Here is an 18,058-nt window from a genome sequence, read left to right on the forward strand (position 1 = left end):
GGCCGGCGTTTTAAGCAGAATTAATCGTAGATGGTCGGAATGGGCTGACGCTTATGCTGCGTTGCCTTGTAGATGCCAATCAGCTTGTCTTCCACCGCTTTCGGCACTTCTTTTCCTTCAAGGAAATCATCGATTTGCTCGTAGGTGAGACCAAGCGCGGCTTCATCCTCAAGCCCCGGACGGTCGCATTCCAAATCCGCCGTCGGCGCCTTGGTCACCAGCTGTTCGGGCGCGCCGAGGTAGCGGGCAATCTGGCGAACCTGTCGTTTATTCAAGCCAAACAAAGGCGCCAGATCGCAGGCACCATCACCCCACTTGGTGTAAAAGCCGGTGATGTTTTCAGCGCTGTGATCGGTACCGACCACCAGCCCGCCGGTAAGACCGGCGATATCGTACTGGGCAATCATCCGCATCCGCGCCTTGACGTTGCCTTTGACAAAATCCACCCGCGATGCCTCAGGCAGCGCAAGGCCGGCATTTTCCATCCCAATCAGGGTTTCACTGTGCACGCCGTCGCTGCCGCTGCCCACGTTGATAGTTACCAGTTTGGTCGGCTGAATAAACTGGCAGGCGAGCTGGGCTTCCTGCTCATCTTTTTGCACATGATAAGGCAAACGCACGGCAATAAAGCGGTAGTCACTGCCGCCATGCTCGGCGTTAAGTTCATCCACGGCCAGCTGACACAGGCGTCCGGCGGTGGTGGAATCCACGCCGCCGCTGATGCCAAGCACCAGCGTCTTACTGTGGGCATCACGCAATTTGGCCTTGATAAAGGCGACTCGACGCGCCACTTCAAAATCAGGGGTGATGGCCTTAAGCACCCGCATTTCACGTAAAATCTGTCCTTTCACACCGCGCTCCGCTGTCAGTTGATACTTAAGCCCCGAGGCTGCAATATTGTTCTAGCCCGAGGTCGGGACCGGCCCGTAAACTGGGCTAAATTGTTTCACATCAGGTGACAGATGCAACAGGAAAGTGTTGAATTCAGACAAAGTCGTGCCCTGGTTGGGGCGGAGCTGTGCCACGCCCGCTATCAGGCCTTTGATTTTGGCAAACATGTCCACGAAGACCTGCACATAAGCGCGGTGTTAAGGGGCGCCCAGCGCTTCAGCCATCGCGGCAGCAGTTATCTGCTTAGCCGCGGCACCCTCTCAACTTTAAGCCCCGATGAGTGCCACGATGGCATCAGCGCCGACAAAGGCGCCTACGAGGTGCGGGTGCTGTCGATGCCTGAGCCTTTGTTTGCGGACATTTGCCGTGAACTTAAACGCCCTGTGGGCGGCTTTCGCTCGCCGCTGCTGGAGAGTCCGGCGCTTTTTAATCAGTTTATCAGGCTGCACCACAGCCTGTGCGATGGCGTATCTGAGCTTGAGGCCGAAACTGCGCTGCTGGATTTTTGCCGCCAGCTCCTTAATGACGCCGCCCCTGCGCCTCCTCCGCGTGCCCTCTGCCCCGACATAGCGCTCCTTAAAGCCATGCTGTCGGATCACAATGAGCCGCTGACGCTGACGTCCCTCGCCGATGCCTCCGGCCTTGGCCGCTTTTCCCTGCTGCGCCGCTTTCGCGAGCAAACCGGCCTGAGTCCCCATCAGTGGCAGCTGAGAGTCAGGCTTGAGCGCGCCAAAAAGTCGCTGGCACAGGAGACACACTTGAGTATCGCCGAGGTGGCCCATCAATATGGATTCAGTGATGCCAGCCACTTTAACCGACATTTCCGTCAGGCATTTTTGATGACGCCGGGGGACTATCGGCTCTCGATGAATGGGCAGCCAATGAATAGACTCTCAATGAATGGCCAAACTTTAATTCAACAGACCAGGGTTCAACAGGGGCGCGGATAATGCTGGATTGGAACTTACTGGCCAGCATAGCACTGGTGCATCTGGTCGCGCTGGCAAGCCCGGGGCCTGACTTTGCCATTATGCTCAAGGTAACCCGCGAGCAAACCCGCACGGCGGCGCTGATGACGGCACTCGGTATTGCCCTTGCGATTCTGCTGCACACGCTGGCGAGCCTGACCGGGCTTAGTTTGCTTATTCACACCACGCCCTGGCTTTTTATCGCGGTGCAGGCCCTTGGCGCCCTGTATCTGGGCTACATGGGGGTTGGCGCTCTGATGGCCGTGAAACAACATTTTGCAGCGCGCAGCGCGGCAAGCGCAGAGCTTGTATCAGAAAGCGGGGTTGAGGGCGCAACTGACCCCGATGAGCGCGAGGCGAAGTCACTCTCCACGATTAAGGCGCATTCAACAATAAAAGTGCTGTCCCCAATCAACGCACTAAAGCTTGGGCTTTACACCAATTTGTTAAACCCCAAAGCGCTGGTGTTTTTTCTGACCCTGTTTTCGGCGCTCGTCGGCCCAGAGGTGAATATTGAGACCCGCAGTGCCCTGCTGTTTTTGATGTTTGCCCTATCGTTTGGCTGGTTTGGGCTGCTCGCCATGGTGCTGACCGCATCCAAGGCGCAGCAGCTGATGACCCGCATTGGCCCGGCCATCGACCTGTTGGTAGGCGTGCTTTTTGTCACTGTGAGCATCGCCATTTTGCAAAGCCTGCTCCTTGGCTGATGCCTGTCTACCAAAAGCTTGCTGATGGCTGTTTAAGAAAAAGCCTGGACTAAGCCAGGCTTTCGCAGTTACACCAGATGGTGCTTATCCAGCCTATATAAAAACGCCTTGTAGTTCATGCCAAGCCACTTGGCCGCTTTGGTGCGATTACCATCAAAGCGCGCCATGGCCTCGGCAAGGCAGCGAGCTTCAAACGCTTCCCACTCTATGCCCTCGGCCGGCAGTTGCCACCCTGTGTCTTGCTGTAGCGCACCGCTGTCCTGGGTCAGCTCCTGCTCATCGCCAAGCAGCACAAAACGCTCGATGCGGTTGGAAAGCTCCCGCACGTTGCCCGGCCAGCGGTAGTCGAGCAAAAAGCGCATGCCTTCCTGGCTGATTTTCGGCACATCAAAACCATATTGGCGGGCGTGGAGCTTCAGAAAATGCTCAATCAGGCGGCCAATGTCTTCGCGCCGCTCCCTAAGTGGCGGCATTATCACAGGCACCACATTGAGGCGGTAAAACAGGTCCTCCCGAAAGCGGCCCTCGGCGACTTCAAGGCGCAGATCCCTGTGGGTGGCGGCGATAACCCGCACATCGAGTTTAAGCTCCTTTTGCGCGCCAAGACGGGTGACAACGCCTTCCTGTAAAAACCGCAGCAACTTGGTTTGCTGCAGCAGCGGCAACTCACCTATTTCATCCAAAAACACGGTGCCGCCGTCGGCCGCCTCAAGCTTACCAACCTTTAAACTGGTGGCGCCGGTAAAGGCGCCCTTTTCGGCGCCAAAAAGCTCGGCCTCAGCAAGGTTTTCGGGAATCGCGCCGCAGTTAATGGCGATAAATGCCTTGGATGCGCGGCGCGACAACTGATGCAGCGCCCGCGCCGCAAGCTCTTTACCTGTGCCACTTTCACCGCCAATCAGCACTGTGGCGTCGGTGCCGCTTATCCGGTTCAGGCGGTCAAACACCTTTTGCATGCAGGGCGCCTTGCCCACCAGCCCGACAAGGGATTGCTGCTCGGACAATGCTGAGCTTAGCGCCTTATTTTCTTTCTTCAGTGCCTGAGAGCGCGCCACTTTGGAGATAGCGAGCAGCAGCGCCTGGCGCTGATAGGGCTTGGAGAGATAATCATCGGCGCCGGCCTGAATCGCATCCACCGCATGGGTGATGGTGCCGTAGGCCGTTGCCATAATAAAGCCAACCTCGGGGTACTCGCGCTTGACGTACAGCAGCAAATCCATGCCGCTGAGGCTGCCAAGTTTCCAGTCAGAAAACACCAGCTCCGGCGGCGCTTCTTTAATGGCAACAATGGCGCTTTCAACCGAATCGGCTTCCCGAATTTGATAGCCTTCTGCGCGCAGCATACCAGCGATAAGCTGGCGCTGCCCCGCTTCATCCTCGACGATTAAAATGGTCAGACTCATGGACGAGGCTCCGCTGTGTTATTCATACCAAACAATACCTTAACCCGGGTACCACCCTCGGGGCGATTGATAAAAACCAATTTGCCATGGTAGTGGCTCGCAAGCAGCCGTGAGGCGATATAAAGCCCCATGCCAGTGCCCTCGGCCTTGGTGGTGATATGGGGCTGACCGAGCTTATCGAGTAGCGCAGCATCTATGCCGGGGCCCTTGTCACTTACCTGCACACACAACCCGTCGTCATTACGGTTAAGCTCTATTCCAAGCCAAGGCACGGCAGCGCCGCTTTGGGCCTCCATGGCGTTAATGATGACCGCATGCAAAATGCTTCGCACCTCCGACTCTATGCCCGTGATGGCATGGTCATCGTCAAGACCGGTCAGCGACAGCGACGGGGTCACGCCCGCCACCGACAGTTCAAGCAAAATATCCCGCACCACAGCGCTGACCGGCACAGGCCGGCTGCGGTCAACCTCGGAAGATGCCAGAGTCAGAAGTGATTGTATGCTCTTGTCCATCATGGCAATTTTTTGCTGAATGGCGCCAAGCATCTCAGAGCGTGAGTGTTCATCATCAAGCTGGCTTTGAGACTCAGCCAATAGCCCCAGCGTATGCAGCGGGTTTCGCAGACTGTGGGCGATGCCGCGGGTGATTTCACCAAGCTCCGCCAAATGTTTTTTATCCGCCACCTGCTGCTCGCGGGCACTTAACTCGGCCAGTTTCTGGCTCATGGCATTAAAGCCATCGAGCATGCTGCGGATTTCTTCAATCCCGCGGGGGTGAACCTGATAACCAAGCTCGCCCGCGCCAAGCTTGCGATGGCCGGTGGCAAGCTCAGACAAAGGCTCACTGACGCGGCGGCTCAGCCAATACACAAACACCAGCGCCAGCAGGCTGCTTGAAAGAATAAGCAGCGCCATCCACTCCCGAAAGCGGGTCAAAGCACCAGAGAGGTTATCCTGCTTAAACTCGAGCTGATTGCGCTCGATGCGGCCATCTTCGAGGGTGCGGATCACCAGCAAATCACTGTTATTGTTACCCTCACGGCGGGTAATCGTCATGGTTTGCAGCGATTCGTGCAGCGCTTCCTGATAGCTTCGGGTGAGCGATGCCTGCAGGCGGTGCAACTTTTCAAGCTCCCGTTTGATGATGTCGTTGGCCGCCATCACCTCTTCATTCATCTCGCTGCTTTGCATGGCTTCGCGCTGATGTTCGGCAAGGGTCGCATCCAAATCGGCGATGGCGCGGCCTATTTCCCGCTGCTGCAGCTCAATGATTTCGGTCTTGGTGGGAATTTGCAGCGCCATGGCCTCAAGCTCGGCCTGGCTTGCCCGCGCGGCTTCATCATCGGCCCGAATGTCATCGGGAACACCCCGGCCACGCAGCGCCTCAAGCTCAGGATTGAGATGAGCACGGAGGTCCGTTACCGCGCGCTCGCTCAAGGCCTTTTCGCTCATCGCCCTTTCGCTTGCCATTCTGGCAGCAGCGCTGGCTGCGGCAGACCGCGCCTGCTCATCAGCCCTCGCCGCGGCCTGGGCCGCCTGTTTGTGGGCCGCCTGTTCGTGGCGAGCATGGGTTTGGGGAGCATGGGGCGGAACCTGCGGTCGCTGCTCAGGGATTTGCACTACTCGCTCAGCAAGCTGCAGCGGCTGAGTGCGCTCAATCACAGCGCCCTTTTCAGTAGAATCAACGGACTGCACTGAATCCACGGACTGCATAGAATCCACGGGCTGCAGAGAGTCCACAGCCTCAGGGGGCGCTATCGGCTCAGTCCAGGTGACGGCATCCGCCGGTAGCGGTGCAATTCTGAGATTTTCACCCAAATCGTCCACCAGTATGTCCACCAGCTGGCGCGACAGGGCCACCGAATTGGCCTTAAGATCTTCATCCAGCTGGCGTTTGAGCGCCTCGCCAATCAGCAGCTGACTTAAACCCAGCAGCAAAATCAGTCCGCCAAAGAGTGCAAAAAGATACTGTTTAATCGACATCCGTCGTCCCCAACCACGTAAGCACAGGTACCATACCAACGCTATTTAAGGCTGTATATCAAAAAGAGTGCCAGCCTTGCAGCGCGAAGCCCTCGGATGGAAATAAAAAATCCCGTTATAAATCAATCGATAATTTACCAACAAACTTATCAGTCTTGCCAGCGTGAAGGCAACGTCTCCCCGCGCTGCGCCGACTTTCCCCATTTGGGGAAATCCGCTTCCTCAAATCAGGCCGATGCGGCCTGGGCCAAACCACGTTAACAAAACATATCATATTGATTTTTAGTACTTTTAAATTCATGGCACGAAACTCGCGTTACTACGGACTCAAGTTGCTCTGCCAGCGCTGCTGAGCTTCTACACATTCAGCGCCAGACCATTTATATCCTACAGGGAGAAAACATCCATGAAACACGTTAGCCGCCGCCATTCAGGCTCATTCACAGGCTTACTTGCCGCCTTGCTATCGGTCCAACTGATGGCTGCGCCCACCAGCCTGCCGCTGGACGCAGAGGTCACCACAGCACCGGCCAAACCCACTGAGCCCATCAGCGATACCAGTAAGTTACCGACACAGGCAGCGTCAGAAACGCCAGCATCAGAAACTCCAGCGCCGCCAGCCACCTCTCTCAGTGGACAGGCGCCGGGAGAACCTGCTGCGGCCGCAACGCCTGCGCCAAGCAAGCCTGCAGCGGCCGTAACGTCCCCAAATCCCGCAAATCCCGCAAATCCCGCAACGCCCGAACCAAACAAGGCGATAGAGAAGTCAGTCAAACAAACCGTGATAGTGAATAAAAACGGCCCGGCGCGGGTCGAAGTCATGGTCAATAACAACGGTGAAGAGCAGCAATTTAGCTTCAGCGGTGATGAGCTGAAAGATAAAGCGCTTATCGACAAGCGTCTCTCGGCCCTTGATAACGACAGCCGCACCGCCATTCTCAGCGCCATTGACGATATCAACAGCGGCAAATTGCGGCTACTTAAAAAAGGCGAGCTTGAAGAGCTGCATACGCTCGAGCGTGAAATGGCTTCAAAACAGGAAGTGATGCAAAAACAAGGGGATGAACTCGCCCGCCGCGGTGAAGAGATGGCACGCTTGGGTGAATCCATAGAGCGGATAATGGAAGCAAGCCTGCAGCACCGCGAACTCGACGGCGAAGGTAAGCGCATGATTACCATCCACCAACTGCACGAAGGCGAAGTGTCGGTCCAGTTGCACAGCATAGATGAAGACAAGATGCGCTTTGATATGGTCAAAAGCATGCTGGGCGACGCCAAACTCAGCGACGAGCAAAAGGCAGAGCTCAAGGCCTTGCTGGCAAAATGACAAGTCGCAACTGAACACGATTGCACGCCATTGCCGAGTTGCCGAGTCGCTGGTTGCAAATTGCATCAATTCATGGATATGTGATGCAGCTTAAAGACCCCGGTATGTCATAGGGTTAAGCTGCGGCCATAATCCAGACTGAATTGATAAGGTATGTTATGTGGTGGAGAATCTTACTGGTCGTGCTTGCCTGCCTGCTGACCGGCGCCCACTTTTTACGTTATGGCAATTTGCTTGGGGCGCTGGCGTTTGCGGCGGCGCCGCTGCTGTGTTTCGGTAACGCCTATTTGCTGCGGGCGCTGCAACTGCTGCTCCTTGGCGCTGTGATAATGGTCTGGGGCGTGGCAACCTTCGACTATGTCAGCATTCGTCTGGCAAGCGGCGCGCCGTGGCTCAGGTTAATCCTTATCATGTCCGGCGTGATGGCATTTGTGGCCACTGCCGCCTGGGCGGTCGAAGGGTTACTGGCGAAAAAGCGCCTGCAAACCGCAAGCTGAAGGCCGCAGGCATTAACAGTACAGACAGATCCGAAAGCTGCAGCTTTAACAGTACAGACAGAGCAAAAGGCCGAAGCCTTTAACTGAACTGAGCTGCAGTCGTTAAATTCAATACCTGCAGTCACATATGCAATCTCGTCAGCAGCGTTGCGGCTGACGAAGTTGCTCGCCCATCACCCGCCTGGCAATGGCATCCACCGCCACGTTCAGCATGGCGGTAACGCCCATCAGTAACAGCGCGCCCGAGAAGCGGATTTCGGAAAAATTGCTGTCAATGTAAAACCCGAGTGTCGCGACCCCGAGCATCCCAAGGATCGCGGTTTCACGCAAAATCACCTCAAAGCGGTAAAACAGCAGCGCCATCATGCCGGGATAGATCCGTGGCAGCACCTGATAGCCAAAGCCATCCAAGCCACGGCAGCCCTCGGTTTCAAGCCCGCTGTCTTTGATATTTTTACCGCTAAGAAACGCAATCAAACCGGCATTGTGCACCCCAAGCGCCAGTATCGCAGGCAACATGGAAGGCCCAAAGAGCAGCATAAAGACAAAGGCAAGAATGTACTCAGGCACCGAGCGCGCAAGCAGCAAGCCAAAACGCTGCGCGCCAGCGCCAATCCGCCCGATAAGGGCTGTATAGCCAAGGGGTAACAGCAGGCACACCAACAAATGAGTAAGGCCAAGCGCAGCAAAGGCCAGCACCAGAGTAGCGCCAATCCCCTCAAGCGCCTGGGTTTGCAGCAGCTCAAAAGCCCAGCTGGCGCTTTGCCCCAAGGCCGCAGCAAGCCCGAGCTCCCCAAGCTGCCAGTCGCGAATAGCCTGCGGCCAGATATCTTCACTGACAAAACGCCAGATAAGCTGGGAGTCGATATTGGCAACCGGCGGCAAGAACCACAGCGCAGCGATAAAGTAGAGCGGCAACAAGGCCTTTTTGCACCAATAAGGCAAGGTACCGATAAGCGCAATAAAAAGAATCAGCAGCGCCGCACCCTCGCTGTAGTGCCCTTGCTTGAAGGCACTTTCGAGATGAAACCCGAGCGTCGGCATGCCCACAAAGCCAAGCACGGCACTGGAGCGCAGCGCACATTCAAAGCGGTAACGCACATAGGCAAGGAGCTGCGGCAACACATGGGCAACCTTGCCATAAAGCCAGCGGCTGACGGCATCGCTGCCATAGGGCAAGCTTGCGTAGGTCACTTTGGGCGCCTGACACAAAATATCGTGAAATACCCGCGCAAAGGTGGTGCCGTAGGGCAGCGCGAGCGCGAGAATTCCGGTAACGGGCGAGAGGCCAAAAAGCTGCAAAAACAGCAGTGCCCAAAAAATCTCATGTATGGCGCGGATAAAGGCGCACAGGGCGGCAACGATGGGATGATGGTAAACGAGCGACAAGGGCACGCCGATAATAAGCCCAAGCCCGACACCAAGAAGAGCAAAACTCACGGTTTGCCACAGCGCATCGATAAGCTGCTCGGTGGCAAAAAAGTCCGGCGTCAGCACGCCCGACAGCATGCGCCCCAGCTCATTCCAGGGCTCAAGGGCGATGATTTCCGTATCGGCAAGGATAAACGCCAGCAGGCAAAGCGCCCACAGCGACAGCGTCAGGCGCTGCCAGCGGCCAATAAAGCGAAGCCGGTTTGTCACGCGCCATCGCCCCTGACGTTGCTCGGAAGATCGCCCGCGACATAGCCACTGACGTCGACCTGATCTGGTGAAGCCTGGGCATAAAACTCATCAAGCTCGGCAAGGCTTAGCTTATTTGCGGGGCTATCGAGGGTAAGGCGACCATCGGCAATCCCTAGGATACGGTCAAAATGCGCCAGTGCCTGCGCCCGGTTATGCAGCACCATAATCACGGTTTCGTGCCGTGCAATGATGAGCTCAAGTACCCTATCGGCCATGGCCGGATCGAGTGCCGAAACGGGTTCATCACCGAGAAACAACGGCTTTTGCTGGTACAAAGCGCGGCCGATGGCGACCCGCTGGCGCTGCCCGCCGGAGAGGCGGCTCACCAACTGGCTTGGCGGCATATCAAGCTCCAGCGCATCACACAGGGCGCTGACTTCCGCAAGCCTTGATGTAAACGGGGTGATGAGATTGGCGATGTTGTACAGGGCATTGTGGCGTGCCAACGCGCCCATGTAGATGTTGTGGTAGAGACTGAGGCTCTCGACCAAGCCCTGTGACTGGGCACAGAGCGCCGACACCGACGCCAACTGCCCATGGATATGGTTCAGCAGCGTGGATTTACCGGCGCCTGATACTCCGAGAATGGCGACCTTTTCCCCAGCCTTAAACGACACCGAGAGATCATGAATGATCTCCCGGTCTGCGTAACCCAGGGTCAGATGCTGAAGTTGAAGCAGCATTCGCGACTCAGTCAATCAGTCCGATGGCTTTGGCCACGTCTTCAACCGGCTTGAAATCTTCGTTGTCGGCAGGGATAAATGACTGACGCGGGAAAGACGCAAGCAAATCAGGATCTTTCATCTCAAGCAGCGCCGCAGTGAGCTTGGCCTTAAACCCTGCGCCAAATTTGGCATCCAGATCGCCGCGCACCGACCATTGGTAGTCAGGGTACGCCGGGCTTTCCCACACCACCGACACCTTGGCGGTATCTACCTTGCCTTCGGCAACCATGGAGTCCCACACCTTGTAGTTTACTGCGCCCACCTGATACACACCGGCCTCAACCTGGGCCACGGTGCGGCTGTGATCGCCTGAGAAACCTACGCGCTTGAAGAGGTCGTCCGGACGCTTGCCAAGGTTACGCTCGATAAAAAACTGTGGCATCAAGCGGCCTGAGGTGGAATCTTTTGAGCCAAAGGTAAAGGTGTAACCGCCAATGGCCGGAAAACTCTCCTGCTTGGTTAACCCAGTGCTGTGGTGGGCGATAAAGTAGCTTTTGAAAAACTGATCTTCATAACCCTGGGCAATGGCTTCAGAGCCGGGCACCAGACGGCGCGCCTGAACGCCGGACAAACCGCCAAACCAGGCAAGCTGCACCTGATTGTTACGAAACGCCGTCACCGCCGCTGAGTAGGATTTTACCGGCACATACTGCACATCCACACCCAGTTTGGTTTCGAGATAATCGGCCACCTTGTCAAAGCGGCTGCGCAGCTTGGTTTCATCTTCATCCGGAATAGCGGTAAAGGTAAAAGTGGCAGCGTGGGCACCGGCAGATATGCCAATCATCATCACGGTCAGTAACTTGGCAAAAGCGTTCATCTTGAGTTCCTTAGGGCAAATTCGATGGCGGATTGTAGCCTATCCCGAAAGCCATACAAAGGCTTTGCGCCGCCAAGTCAGCGTTCATTAAGATATTTCGTCATACAATTCGGGGAATATTTTTACACTCAAGTCGTTAGCGCGTACACTGGCCGAAACTTGCATGGGAAGTTTGTTAATGAGAATCCTCGTTGTTGAAGATGATCCTTTGCTGTCACATCACCTGAAAGTGCAATTAAGCGAGCTTGGCAATCAGGTTCAGGTTGCCCACACCGCCCAGGAAGGTTTCTTTCAGGCCACCAATTACCCGATTGACGTAGCCATAGTGGATTTGGGCTTGCCGGATCAGGATGGTATCGAGCTTATCACCCGCCTTCGCGACGCCGAGCTCAAGGCACCCATTTTGATCCTCACCGCCCGGGTTAACTGGCAGGACAAGGTCGAAGGCCTTAATGCCGGCGCCGATGACTATCTGGTCAAACCCTTTCAAAAAGAAGAGCTGGTCGCCCGCCTCGATGCGCTGGTGCGCCGCAGCGCCGGTTTTGTCAAACCCAAAATCAGCTCAGGCTCGCTGGTGCTGGACCTTGCCGCCAAACAGGTGACCCTCGATGACGACATACTCGAAATCACCGCCTTTGAATACCTGATCCTCGAGTATCTGATGCGCCACAGTCACGAAGTGGTGGCCAAGCAGCGCCTGCTGGATGTGATTTATGGCGATAAAGAAGGCGACCCAAACACCATCGAGGTGATGGTCAGCCGCCTGCGTAAAAAGCTCACCCGCGACGGCATGGATAACCCGATTGTGACTATCCGCGGTCAGGGCTACAAATTCAACCTGCCCTGTAATTGACAATGCGCTTCCAGCTCAAACCCAAACGCCGCCTGCTGACAAGGATGTACCTGACATCCCTGTCCATCATTACCCTGGTCGGCTTTGGGCTGGCGTGGATGGTTAACATTCTCCACGCCCAAAACTCCTACAACGAAGAAACCGCGCAGCTGATTGCCGAAATTCCACAGGTAGCGGCAGAGCTTCGCGAGCACGACCTCATCCCCGACACCAGTGCCTGGCTTGAAGAAAACCGCAAGACCCAGCGCTATGTGATGGCGAGCTGCGATGACAGATTCAAGCAGGTGTGGACCTCTTCCATGGCGGTTGACCGCGGCTTGTTTGATACCTGCGAGCGCTTTGCCGAAATCAAAGGCGAGTCACCGCCCTATTACCTGACCCTCTCGGATAACCGCGGCTACTACATCTACATGCTTTCGGTGGATATTGCCAAGGTGCACTACAACCTGCTGGTGATGAAAGACGCCGAAAAGCTTGAGCAGGAATACAGTAAATTCAGCCGCCGTACCTACTTCAGGCTGGCATTGGTGCTGGTGCTGGCGTTGGTGCTGCTGGTCAGCGCCGCCTATTGGGGAATGCGGCCACTGGTCAGGATGCAGGAAGAGCTTAAATCCATCGCCGATGGCCGCGCCAAGTCGTTGTCGGGCGGTTATCCGGTGGAGCTTGAGGGCGTGACCCAGGCGCTCAACCAACTGCTGCAGCAATCTGCTGCGCAGCAGGAGCGATATCAAAACGCCATGAATGACCTTGCCCACAGCCTTAAAACCCGCCTCGCGGCGGTGCATGCGATTTTGGATGATAAAGCGCTGGCACAGCAGGAGGCTGGCGAAAAAGTCATGGAGCAGGTGAGCCAGATGGATCATCTGGTGAAATACCAGTTAAAGCGCGCCATGCTGGGTCGTAAGGGTCTCAAGCAGGAGCAAACCAGCCTGCTGCCACTGGTCACCCAACTGTCGCAGATGCTGTTTAAAATCTACCGCGACAAAGACGTGCAGTTTTCAAGCCGTATTCCGCCCATGTTGCTGTTTCCCGGCGACAAGGGCGACATTATGGAGCTGTGCGGCAACCTGATGGAAAATGCCTTCAGGCTCTGTATCAGCGTGGTCAGGGTAAGCGCCGAGATAAACAGCCGCGGCGAGTTTGAACTCAGGGTCGAAGATGACGGCCCGGGCGTGGCCGACAGCCTCAAGCAAAAAATCCTGGAGCGCGGCGTACGCGCCGACACCCAAAGCCCCGGCCAGGGCATCGGGCTTGCTGTGTGCCATGAAATCGTTTCAAGCTACAACGGCACCCTCACCATCGAAGAGTCTGTGCTCGAAGGGGCGCTGTTTAGGATCCGTATTCCGCTGTGATCCTGCGCTTTATTTTCCGTGAAAAGGCAGCTCTGCGGCCTTTTTCAATCTGGGTTATGTGGCGGCTAATGTGCTGGCTTAGGTACCGGGTTAGGTGCGCCGCTTCGCCAAGCTCATCCACATAAAACAAGCCCATCAAACAAGCTCATCAAACACGCACTTCAACAAGCACTTCAGCCGAGCTGGGCGTAAAGCTGCTCGGCGCGGTTAAACATCACCCAGGAAGTGGCAATGTATTTGTCTGAACTTTGCGGCACATTGCCCCTGTGGGTATGGGTAAAGCCCGCCGGCGCTATCACCATGGTGCCCCGTGTCGGCTTAATCTTGCGTTGTTGGTAAAAAAACTCGGTTTCGCCGCCCTCTTCCACATCATTGAGGTAAAACATGTACAGCACCACCCGGTGCAGCGCCTCGTTGTGGCCGTGCTGCGGAAACTGCTCCGAATGCCAGTGGGGATAGCCGCCCTTGCCCTGGGGATACTTCTGGATATTTATGGTGCCGCTGCGGTAAAGGTATTTCACCAGCGCATCGGCGCGTGGATGTCCGAGCGTGGGGTAATTGTCCGGCGTCAGTGTCACCGGCTGGCTTTTTTCATCCGCCACCTGCACAGCCACCGCGCCCATCAGCGCCATGGCATATTTGTCAAAATAGCTGACGGCGCCTTTGAGTGCATAACCGAGCAGCTCGTTACGGATGGGGGTTAAATCATCAAAGGCATCGAGGGTAATGTCGCGGCTCAGCTTTTTCGTTTTATCGACACCGTTGCCGGTTCGGCCATCCGTTACCCCACTGTGGCTGTCGAGTATGGCGATTAATCGCTCACATAGTTCGTCCGGAATCGCATTGGGGTATACTTCGATGAAATCCATGTCACACTCAGGAAAAATACTTAGGGTGTATCATGCTGACACGATGGTTAAGTGATTGTAAAGTATTACCATTGAGCAAAGATGCACACTTCAGGTAATTGACCCGCACTCTATGTCTAAAACCTTTAAGGTAAACGTCAACCAGCTACAGGTTGGAAATTTTGTCCGTCTGCCGGTAGCGTGGAAGGATCATCCGTTTCTGTTCAACAGCTTCCGCCTCAAACAGGATGACCAAATTCAGCTCATTCGAAGCCTGGGTATCGAACATGTGTTTGTCGATATGGATAAAAGTGACGTGCCGCCGCTGCCGGCAACCGAGGCCGAAACCACTAACACCGAAACCAATCTCTCGCCGCTGCGTGAATCACTGAACGAAAAGAAGCAGGAGCAAATAGAGCAGCTAAAGAAAATGCGCCGAGAGCTTGGCAAAACAGAGCAGGAATTCGACCGCTCCCTCGCCAAGATGCGTAACCTTATCAGTAAGCTAAGGAACCGGCCGCTCAATGCGGTACAGGAAGCCGAGGAGCTTATTCAGGATATCGCCACGCAGCTCTTTTCCAGTGACAATCTGGTGCTGCACCTGATGGGCGATGCCAAAAAAGATGAAGGTATTTACTACCACTCTTTGAACGTCTCTGTGCTGTGTATGCTGCTTGCCAAGGAGCTTGGATGGGACAAACAGGACGTGGAAACCATTGGCCTTGGCGCCCTGTTTCACGATGTGGGGAAATTGCGGGTACCGGCGCAAATCCTTAAAAAAGCCCCGCCACTGACCCCACCTGAGCTTAATTTTATCAAGCAGCATCCAAACTTTGGTGCCGATCTCTTGCGGCTTGCCGAAAGCTTTCCCGAGCGTGCGATGGCGGTCATCATCAATCACCATGAGTTTCTGGATGGCAGCGGCTATCCCAAGGGGCTAAAACAGCACGAGCTATGCAATCTGTCGCAGCTCATTGGGGTGATAAACGAGTATGACAACCTTTGCCATCCCGATCACAACGGTGCCAAGGCGCGCACGCCCTACGCGGCGCTGGCGTACCTGTTCAAACACTACAAGGGTAAACTCAATCAGGAGTTTATCGGTAAGCTTGTCCGCATGCTTGGGATCTATCCACCGGGCTCCATCGTGGAGCTCTCCAGCGGCCAATTTGGCATAGTGATGGCGGTAAACCTCAGTAAATTGCTGCTACCGCGGATCATGGTGTATGACGCACTGGTACCCAAAGATCAGGCGCCCATCATCGATTTGGAGTCAGAAGGCCTGAGCATAGTCCGCTGCCTGCCTCCGGCGGCGCTGCCAGAGAAAATATTCAACTACCTCAACCCCCGCGAGCGGGTGACCTATTTCTTTGGTCAGGAAGGAAAAAGCTGAAACCTTTATAACCATGGCAAGCGTTACACTTAAGATATAGATACAAGTCGTCTTGCCGCCCTCGCCCCCTTTGTCTAGTGTGATTAGATAACCACGATCACCAGACGTGATATGAGGGGGCGCCATGACACCCTTGCCAGACTTCGATACCTTAAGATGGATGGCCGACAATGAGCCGGAGAAGCTTGAAACACTTCGCAGCCGCCTGACCCGCGAAGCCATCGACAATTCAGAAGGCAACAAAGCCCAGCTTGAGAGCCTGGTGTTTAACCTAGAGCAGCAGCTCGCCCGTTGCAGCAATCCCTATCACAGGTGCGTGGTTGCCATGAGCATGATGCGAAGCAAACTCAGTACCCTGCAATCTGTTATCAACGAGCCGGACTTTTTGGAGCGCTCCAGCGCCGAAGTCATTCCGCTGTTTAAGGCGTGAATTACAACCAGCGCTTGCGCTTAAAGAAGAAATAGGTCCCGGCAGCACTCGCGAGCATCATGGCAATGGCCATCGGATAACCATACTGCCACTCAAGCTCAGGCATGCTGGCAAAGTTCATCCCGTAACTGGATGCAATCAGCGTCGGCGGCAGAAACACCACCGCAGCAACCGAGAAGATCTTGATGATTTTGTTCTGCTGCAAACTGGTAAAACCCATGGCAGCATCGAGCAGGAAGTTAAGCTTGTCGAAGATAAACTGGCTGTGGGGCATCAAAGACTCGATATCCGACAGCATCTCCCGCAAGTCCTTCATGTCGTCATCGGACAATTGACCACGGTAATAGCGCTGCATATACCGCAGAGTGCGCTGGGTATCGAGCAAACTTAAACGGATTTTACCGTTGGCATCTTCCTGAATGGTGATGAGCTTGAACACATCATCAAGCTCCTGACTGTCGAACACTTCTTCGCCGACATTTTCGAGCACCGTATAAACGTCCTCAATCAAGTCAGACAGATAGTCCACTTTAAGATTGAAAAGCTCGATAAAGAGCTCCTGCGGCGTCGACACTTCAAGCCGGCCCAGGCGCAAATAGTTACGCAGCAAGCGGATAAGACCGACATCTTCTTCGCGGATAGTCAGCAGAAAATTGGTTCTGAGGTTAAAAGAGACGTTGACGCCGCGTACGTCCTGACCAACCCGCTGCGGAAACAATGAGTTAATATGCAGGCCGTCGCTGTTCTGATAAAAACGCGCCGAAGCTTCAATCTCGTTGGCGTCTTCCTCATCGGGCAACTCTTCCACCGAAATTCGCGCCAGCCAATCACGCTCTTCATCTTCCGGTTTATACAAATCCAGCCACAGGGTGGCCGGCGGGAGACTGTCCTCAATGCCAAGTTCAAGAATGGTCAATTGACGATTTTCGTAAACATATGCAGTGATCATAAGTCCCCCAATACCCAAGCGCTCACAGCAATCAAATCGCGGCTAGTTTACCTGATAACCATATAATGAAAAGCACAGAGACAAGAATTAAGCCATTGATTTACGGCTGGTCAGAGCTGGCGATGGTCACACGTTCACGATTTGACAGCCGAATAACAAGACCATCGACTGTCACCAGGCTCGATTCGCCGATATCACGCTTTCGCACCTGATAGCTGCTTTGCGTAGCGCCCTCTTCCGCGCTGATGGTAACCTGCATGATTTGATTGCCATCAAACCAGCGCCAGCCAAGCCACACCGCCGTCAGCAGCACAGAGGTCAGCAGCAGTCCCATCGAGAGATAACGCACAAGCAAACCATTGGCACTGACAGCAGGCGTCAGAGGCCGGCGGCGCCGTGACAGCATTAGCACGGCAGCCAAAATGGCAATGGTTGTCAAAATCTTAAGCAGCATCGCGGCACCTGCGCTCAAATCCGTTAAATCAAATCAGTTCAATCAAATTAGTTCAATCAAACTAGCTCGATAAAACTAGCTCGATAAAATATTGTCCATCATAGCCGCTATACCCAGGCACTACTGTTACCAAACGCAGGTTCGCTGCACTTTTTCTGTAAAGGGAACAGGATTGCTGCTGAACTGACCTTCCCCCCGAATTTAAAACCACAACGCTAATTGAGGATAGCGCTGAGTAAGGGTAGCGCTAAGGGAGAACAGCGCTGTGTGGCGTATATGACGCGGGCAGAATGGCCACAGTCAGAACAGGCAGAACCAAACAGGGAATTGAATGGCACATCAAAGCAAAAAGGCCACCCTGTTGGGTGGCCTTTTTGTTGTATTTGGCGCCTGGCGATGACCTACTCTCACATGGGGAGGCCCCACACTACCATCGGCGTGACTGCGTTTCACTTCTGAGTTCGGAATGGGATCAGGTGGGACCACAGCACTAATGTCACCAGGCAAATTGGTTTGACTTGTCTCTTGAACGTCTGACGGCATTGTTTCTTCGCTCGAATGCTCACATAGCGCTGCTATGCTGTGCTTCTCACTCATCACGGCTTTGTCAGCCGCTCAATATCCTGCGTCAAGCAAGTCGTAATCTGGAAAGCTGTATTGAGTCAATCACTTCAATCAAGTCTGGTATCTTCAAGACTTATCTACTAACCATCTATCGAAACCCATCTGGGTTGTATGGTTAAGCCGCACGAGTCATTAGTACAGGTTAGCTC

Annotated in this window: 17 protein-coding genes and 1 rRNA gene; 8 read left to right on the forward strand and 10 right to left on the reverse strand. The window is 54.8% G+C overall.

Features of this window, described 5'->3' with window-relative positions; genetic code table 11:
• Positions 1-20 precede the first annotated feature (20 nt).
• The gene (gene nadE, locus KJI95_RS14430) at positions 21-851 is read right to left on the reverse strand and encodes an NAD(+) synthase (RefSeq protein ID WP_214507889.1); all 831 of its coding nucleotides are present in this window, start codon (positions 849-851) and stop codon (positions 21-23) included.
• A 111-nt stretch (positions 852-962) separates the two neighbouring features.
• Here nadE and KJI95_RS14435 point away from each other — a divergent pair, with 111 nt between their 5' ends.
• Together KJI95_RS14435 and KJI95_RS14440 are read left to right on the forward strand one after the other, a co-directional pair.
• Positions 963-1,841 (forward strand): helix-turn-helix transcriptional regulator, encoded by an 879-nt coding sequence (locus KJI95_RS14435; RefSeq protein ID WP_214507890.1) that lies wholly within the window; start codon positions 963-965, stop codon positions 1,839-1,841.
• Positions 1,841-2,566 carry a LysE family translocator gene (locus KJI95_RS14440; RefSeq protein ID WP_214507891.1) on the forward strand — a complete coding sequence of 242 codons (726 nt, stop codon included), beginning with the start codon at positions 1,841-1,843 and terminating at the stop codon, positions 2,564-2,566. The genes KJI95_RS14435 and KJI95_RS14440 overlap by 1 nt, the downstream gene beginning before the upstream one ends.
• 68 nt (positions 2,567-2,634) lie before the next feature.
• On the opposite strand, the gene KJI95_RS14445 is transcribed toward KJI95_RS14440, so the two are convergent.
• Positions 2,635-3,969 carry a sigma-54-dependent transcriptional regulator gene (locus tag KJI95_RS14445; RefSeq protein WP_214507892.1) on the reverse strand — a complete coding sequence of 445 codons (1,335 nt, stop codon included), beginning with the start codon at positions 3,967-3,969 and terminating at the stop codon, positions 2,635-2,637.
• Positions 3,966-5,954 (reverse strand): sensor histidine kinase, encoded by a 1,989-nt coding sequence (locus KJI95_RS14450; protein ID WP_214507893.1) that lies wholly within the window; start codon positions 5,952-5,954, stop codon positions 3,966-3,968. The genes KJI95_RS14445 and KJI95_RS14450 overlap by 4 nt, the downstream gene beginning before the upstream one ends.
• 406 nt (positions 5,955-6,360) lie before the next feature.
• Here KJI95_RS14450 and KJI95_RS14455 point away from each other — a divergent pair, with 406 nt between their 5' ends.
• Positions 6,361-7,281 carry a hypothetical protein gene (locus KJI95_RS14455; RefSeq protein ID WP_214507894.1) on the forward strand — a complete coding sequence of 307 codons (921 nt, stop codon included), beginning with the start codon at positions 6,361-6,363 and terminating at the stop codon, positions 7,279-7,281.
• A gap of 158 nt (positions 7,282-7,439) precedes the next feature.
• Positions 7,440-7,778 carry a hypothetical protein gene (locus KJI95_RS14460; protein ID WP_214507895.1) on the forward strand — a complete coding sequence of 113 codons (339 nt, stop codon included), beginning with the start codon at positions 7,440-7,442 and terminating at the stop codon, positions 7,776-7,778.
• A gap of 138 nt (positions 7,779-7,916) precedes the next feature.
• On the opposite strand, the gene KJI95_RS14465 is transcribed toward KJI95_RS14460, so the two are convergent.
• Genes KJI95_RS14465 through KJI95_RS14475 form a run of 3 tightly spaced genes read right to left on the reverse strand, consistent with a single transcriptional unit; the run spans position 7,917 to position 11,006 of the window.
• On the reverse strand, positions 7,917-9,419 hold the full coding sequence (locus KJI95_RS14465; protein WP_214507896.1) for a PhnE/PtxC family ABC transporter permease: 1,503 nt from the start codon (positions 9,417-9,419) through the stop codon (positions 7,917-7,919).
• Positions 9,416-10,144 carry an ATP-binding cassette domain-containing protein gene (locus KJI95_RS14470; RefSeq protein ID WP_349356744.1) on the reverse strand — a complete coding sequence of 243 codons (729 nt, stop codon included), beginning with the start codon at positions 10,142-10,144 and terminating at the stop codon, positions 9,416-9,418. Before KJI95_RS14470 ends, KJI95_RS14465 begins: the two co-directional genes overlap by 4 nt.
• Positions 10,145-10,151: 7 nt before the next feature.
• Positions 10,152-11,006: a putative selenate ABC transporter substrate-binding protein gene (locus KJI95_RS14475; protein WP_214507897.1), complete on the reverse strand. Its 855-nt coding sequence runs from the start codon at positions 11,004-11,006 to the stop codon at positions 10,152-10,154.
• 178 nt (positions 11,007-11,184) lie between these two features.
• Here KJI95_RS14475 and KJI95_RS14480 point away from each other — a divergent pair, with 178 nt between their 5' ends.
• On the forward strand, positions 11,185-11,859 hold the full coding sequence (locus KJI95_RS14480; RefSeq protein ID WP_214507898.1) for a response regulator: 675 nt from the start codon (positions 11,185-11,187) through the stop codon (positions 11,857-11,859).
• Positions 11,860-11,861: 2 nt separating this feature from the next.
• Positions 11,862-13,211: an ATP-binding protein gene (locus KJI95_RS14485; RefSeq protein WP_214507899.1), complete on the forward strand. Its 1,350-nt coding sequence runs from the start codon at positions 11,862-11,864 to the stop codon at positions 13,209-13,211.
• A gap of 173 nt (positions 13,212-13,384) precedes the next feature.
• Here KJI95_RS14485 and KJI95_RS14490 read toward each other — a convergent pair whose 3' ends face one another.
• On the reverse strand, positions 13,385-14,080 hold the full coding sequence (locus KJI95_RS14490; protein ID WP_214507900.1) for a 2OG-Fe(II) oxygenase: 696 nt from the start codon (positions 14,078-14,080) through the stop codon (positions 13,385-13,387).
• Between the two features lie 112 nt (positions 14,081-14,192).
• Between KJI95_RS14490 and KJI95_RS14495 the strand changes: the two genes are divergently transcribed.
• Complete coding sequence (locus KJI95_RS14495) at positions 14,193-15,452, forward strand: cyclic di-GMP phosphodiesterase (protein WP_214507901.1); 1,260 nt, start codon at positions 14,193-14,195, stop codon at positions 15,450-15,452.
• A gap of 124 nt (positions 15,453-15,576) precedes the next feature.
• Positions 15,577-15,882 carry a DUF3135 domain-containing protein gene (locus tag KJI95_RS14500; RefSeq protein WP_214507902.1) on the forward strand — a complete coding sequence of 102 codons (306 nt, stop codon included), beginning with the start codon at positions 15,577-15,579 and terminating at the stop codon, positions 15,880-15,882.
• A gap of 1 nt (position 15,883) precedes the next feature.
• On the opposite strand, the gene corA is transcribed toward KJI95_RS14500, so the two are convergent.
• From corA to rrf, 3 genes are all read right to left on the reverse strand, one after another.
• Positions 15,884-16,831, reverse strand: coding sequence for a magnesium/cobalt transporter CorA (gene corA, locus KJI95_RS14505; protein ID WP_214507903.1), 948 nt, complete (start codon positions 16,829-16,831; stop codon positions 15,884-15,886).
• Positions 16,832-16,931: 100 nt separating this feature from the next.
• Positions 16,932-17,285 (reverse strand): hypothetical protein, encoded by a 354-nt coding sequence (locus KJI95_RS14510; protein ID WP_214507904.1) that lies wholly within the window; start codon positions 17,283-17,285, stop codon positions 16,932-16,934.
• A 388-nt stretch (positions 17,286-17,673) separates the two neighbouring features.
• Positions 17,674-17,789 (reverse strand): 5S ribosomal RNA (rrf, locus tag KJI95_RS14515).
• Positions 17,790-18,058: the final 269 nt, after the last annotated feature.

Source organism: Shewanella jiangmenensis, assembly GCF_018596335.1.
Taxonomy (GTDB): domain Bacteria; phylum Pseudomonadota; class Gammaproteobacteria; order Enterobacterales; family Shewanellaceae; genus Shewanella; species Shewanella jiangmenensis.

Coding starts and splice junctions, on each gene's coding strand:
- KJI95_RS14435 (WP_214507890.1), top strand. CDS start 963: ATGCAACAGGAAAGTGTTGAATTCAGACAAAGTCGTGCCCTGGTTGGG.
- KJI95_RS14440 (WP_214507891.1), top strand. CDS start 1,841: ATGCTGGATTGGAACTTACTGGCCAGCATAGCACTGGTGCATCTGGTC.
- KJI95_RS14445 (WP_214507892.1), bottom strand. CDS start 3,969: ATGAGTCTGACCATTTTAATCGTCGAGGATGAAGCGGGGCAGCGCCAG.
- KJI95_RS14450 (WP_214507893.1), bottom strand. CDS start 5,954: ATGTCGATTAAACAGTATCTTTTTGCACTCTTTGGCGGACTGATTTTG.
- KJI95_RS14455 (WP_214507894.1), top strand. CDS start 6,361: ATGAAACACGTTAGCCGCCGCCATTCAGGCTCATTCACAGGCTTACTT.
- KJI95_RS14460 (WP_214507895.1), top strand. CDS start 7,440: ATGTGGTGGAGAATCTTACTGGTCGTGCTTGCCTGCCTGCTGACCGGC.
- KJI95_RS14470 (WP_349356744.1), bottom strand. CDS start 10,144: ATGCTGCTTCAACTTCAGCATCTGACCCTGGGTTACGCAGACCGGGAG.
- KJI95_RS14475 (WP_214507897.1), bottom strand. CDS start 11,006: ATGAACGCTTTTGCCAAGTTACTGACCGTGATGATGATTGGCATATCT.
- KJI95_RS14480 (WP_214507898.1), top strand. CDS start 11,185: ATGAGAATCCTCGTTGTTGAAGATGATCCTTTGCTGTCACATCACCTG.
- KJI95_RS14485 (WP_214507899.1), top strand. CDS start 11,862: ATGCGCTTCCAGCTCAAACCCAAACGCCGCCTGCTGACAAGGATGTAC.
- KJI95_RS14490 (WP_214507900.1), bottom strand. CDS start 14,080: ATGGATTTCATCGAAGTATACCCCAATGCGATTCCGGACGAACTATGT.
- KJI95_RS14495 (WP_214507901.1), top strand. CDS start 14,193: ATGTCTAAAACCTTTAAGGTAAACGTCAACCAGCTACAGGTTGGAAAT.
- KJI95_RS14500 (WP_214507902.1), top strand. CDS start 15,577: ATGACACCCTTGCCAGACTTCGATACCTTAAGATGGATGGCCGACAAT.
- corA (WP_214507903.1), bottom strand. CDS start 16,831: ATGATCACTGCATATGTTTACGAAAATCGTCAATTGACCATTCTTGAA.
- KJI95_RS14510 (WP_214507904.1), bottom strand. CDS start 17,285: ATGCTGCTTAAGATTTTGACAACCATTGCCATTTTGGCTGCCGTGCTA.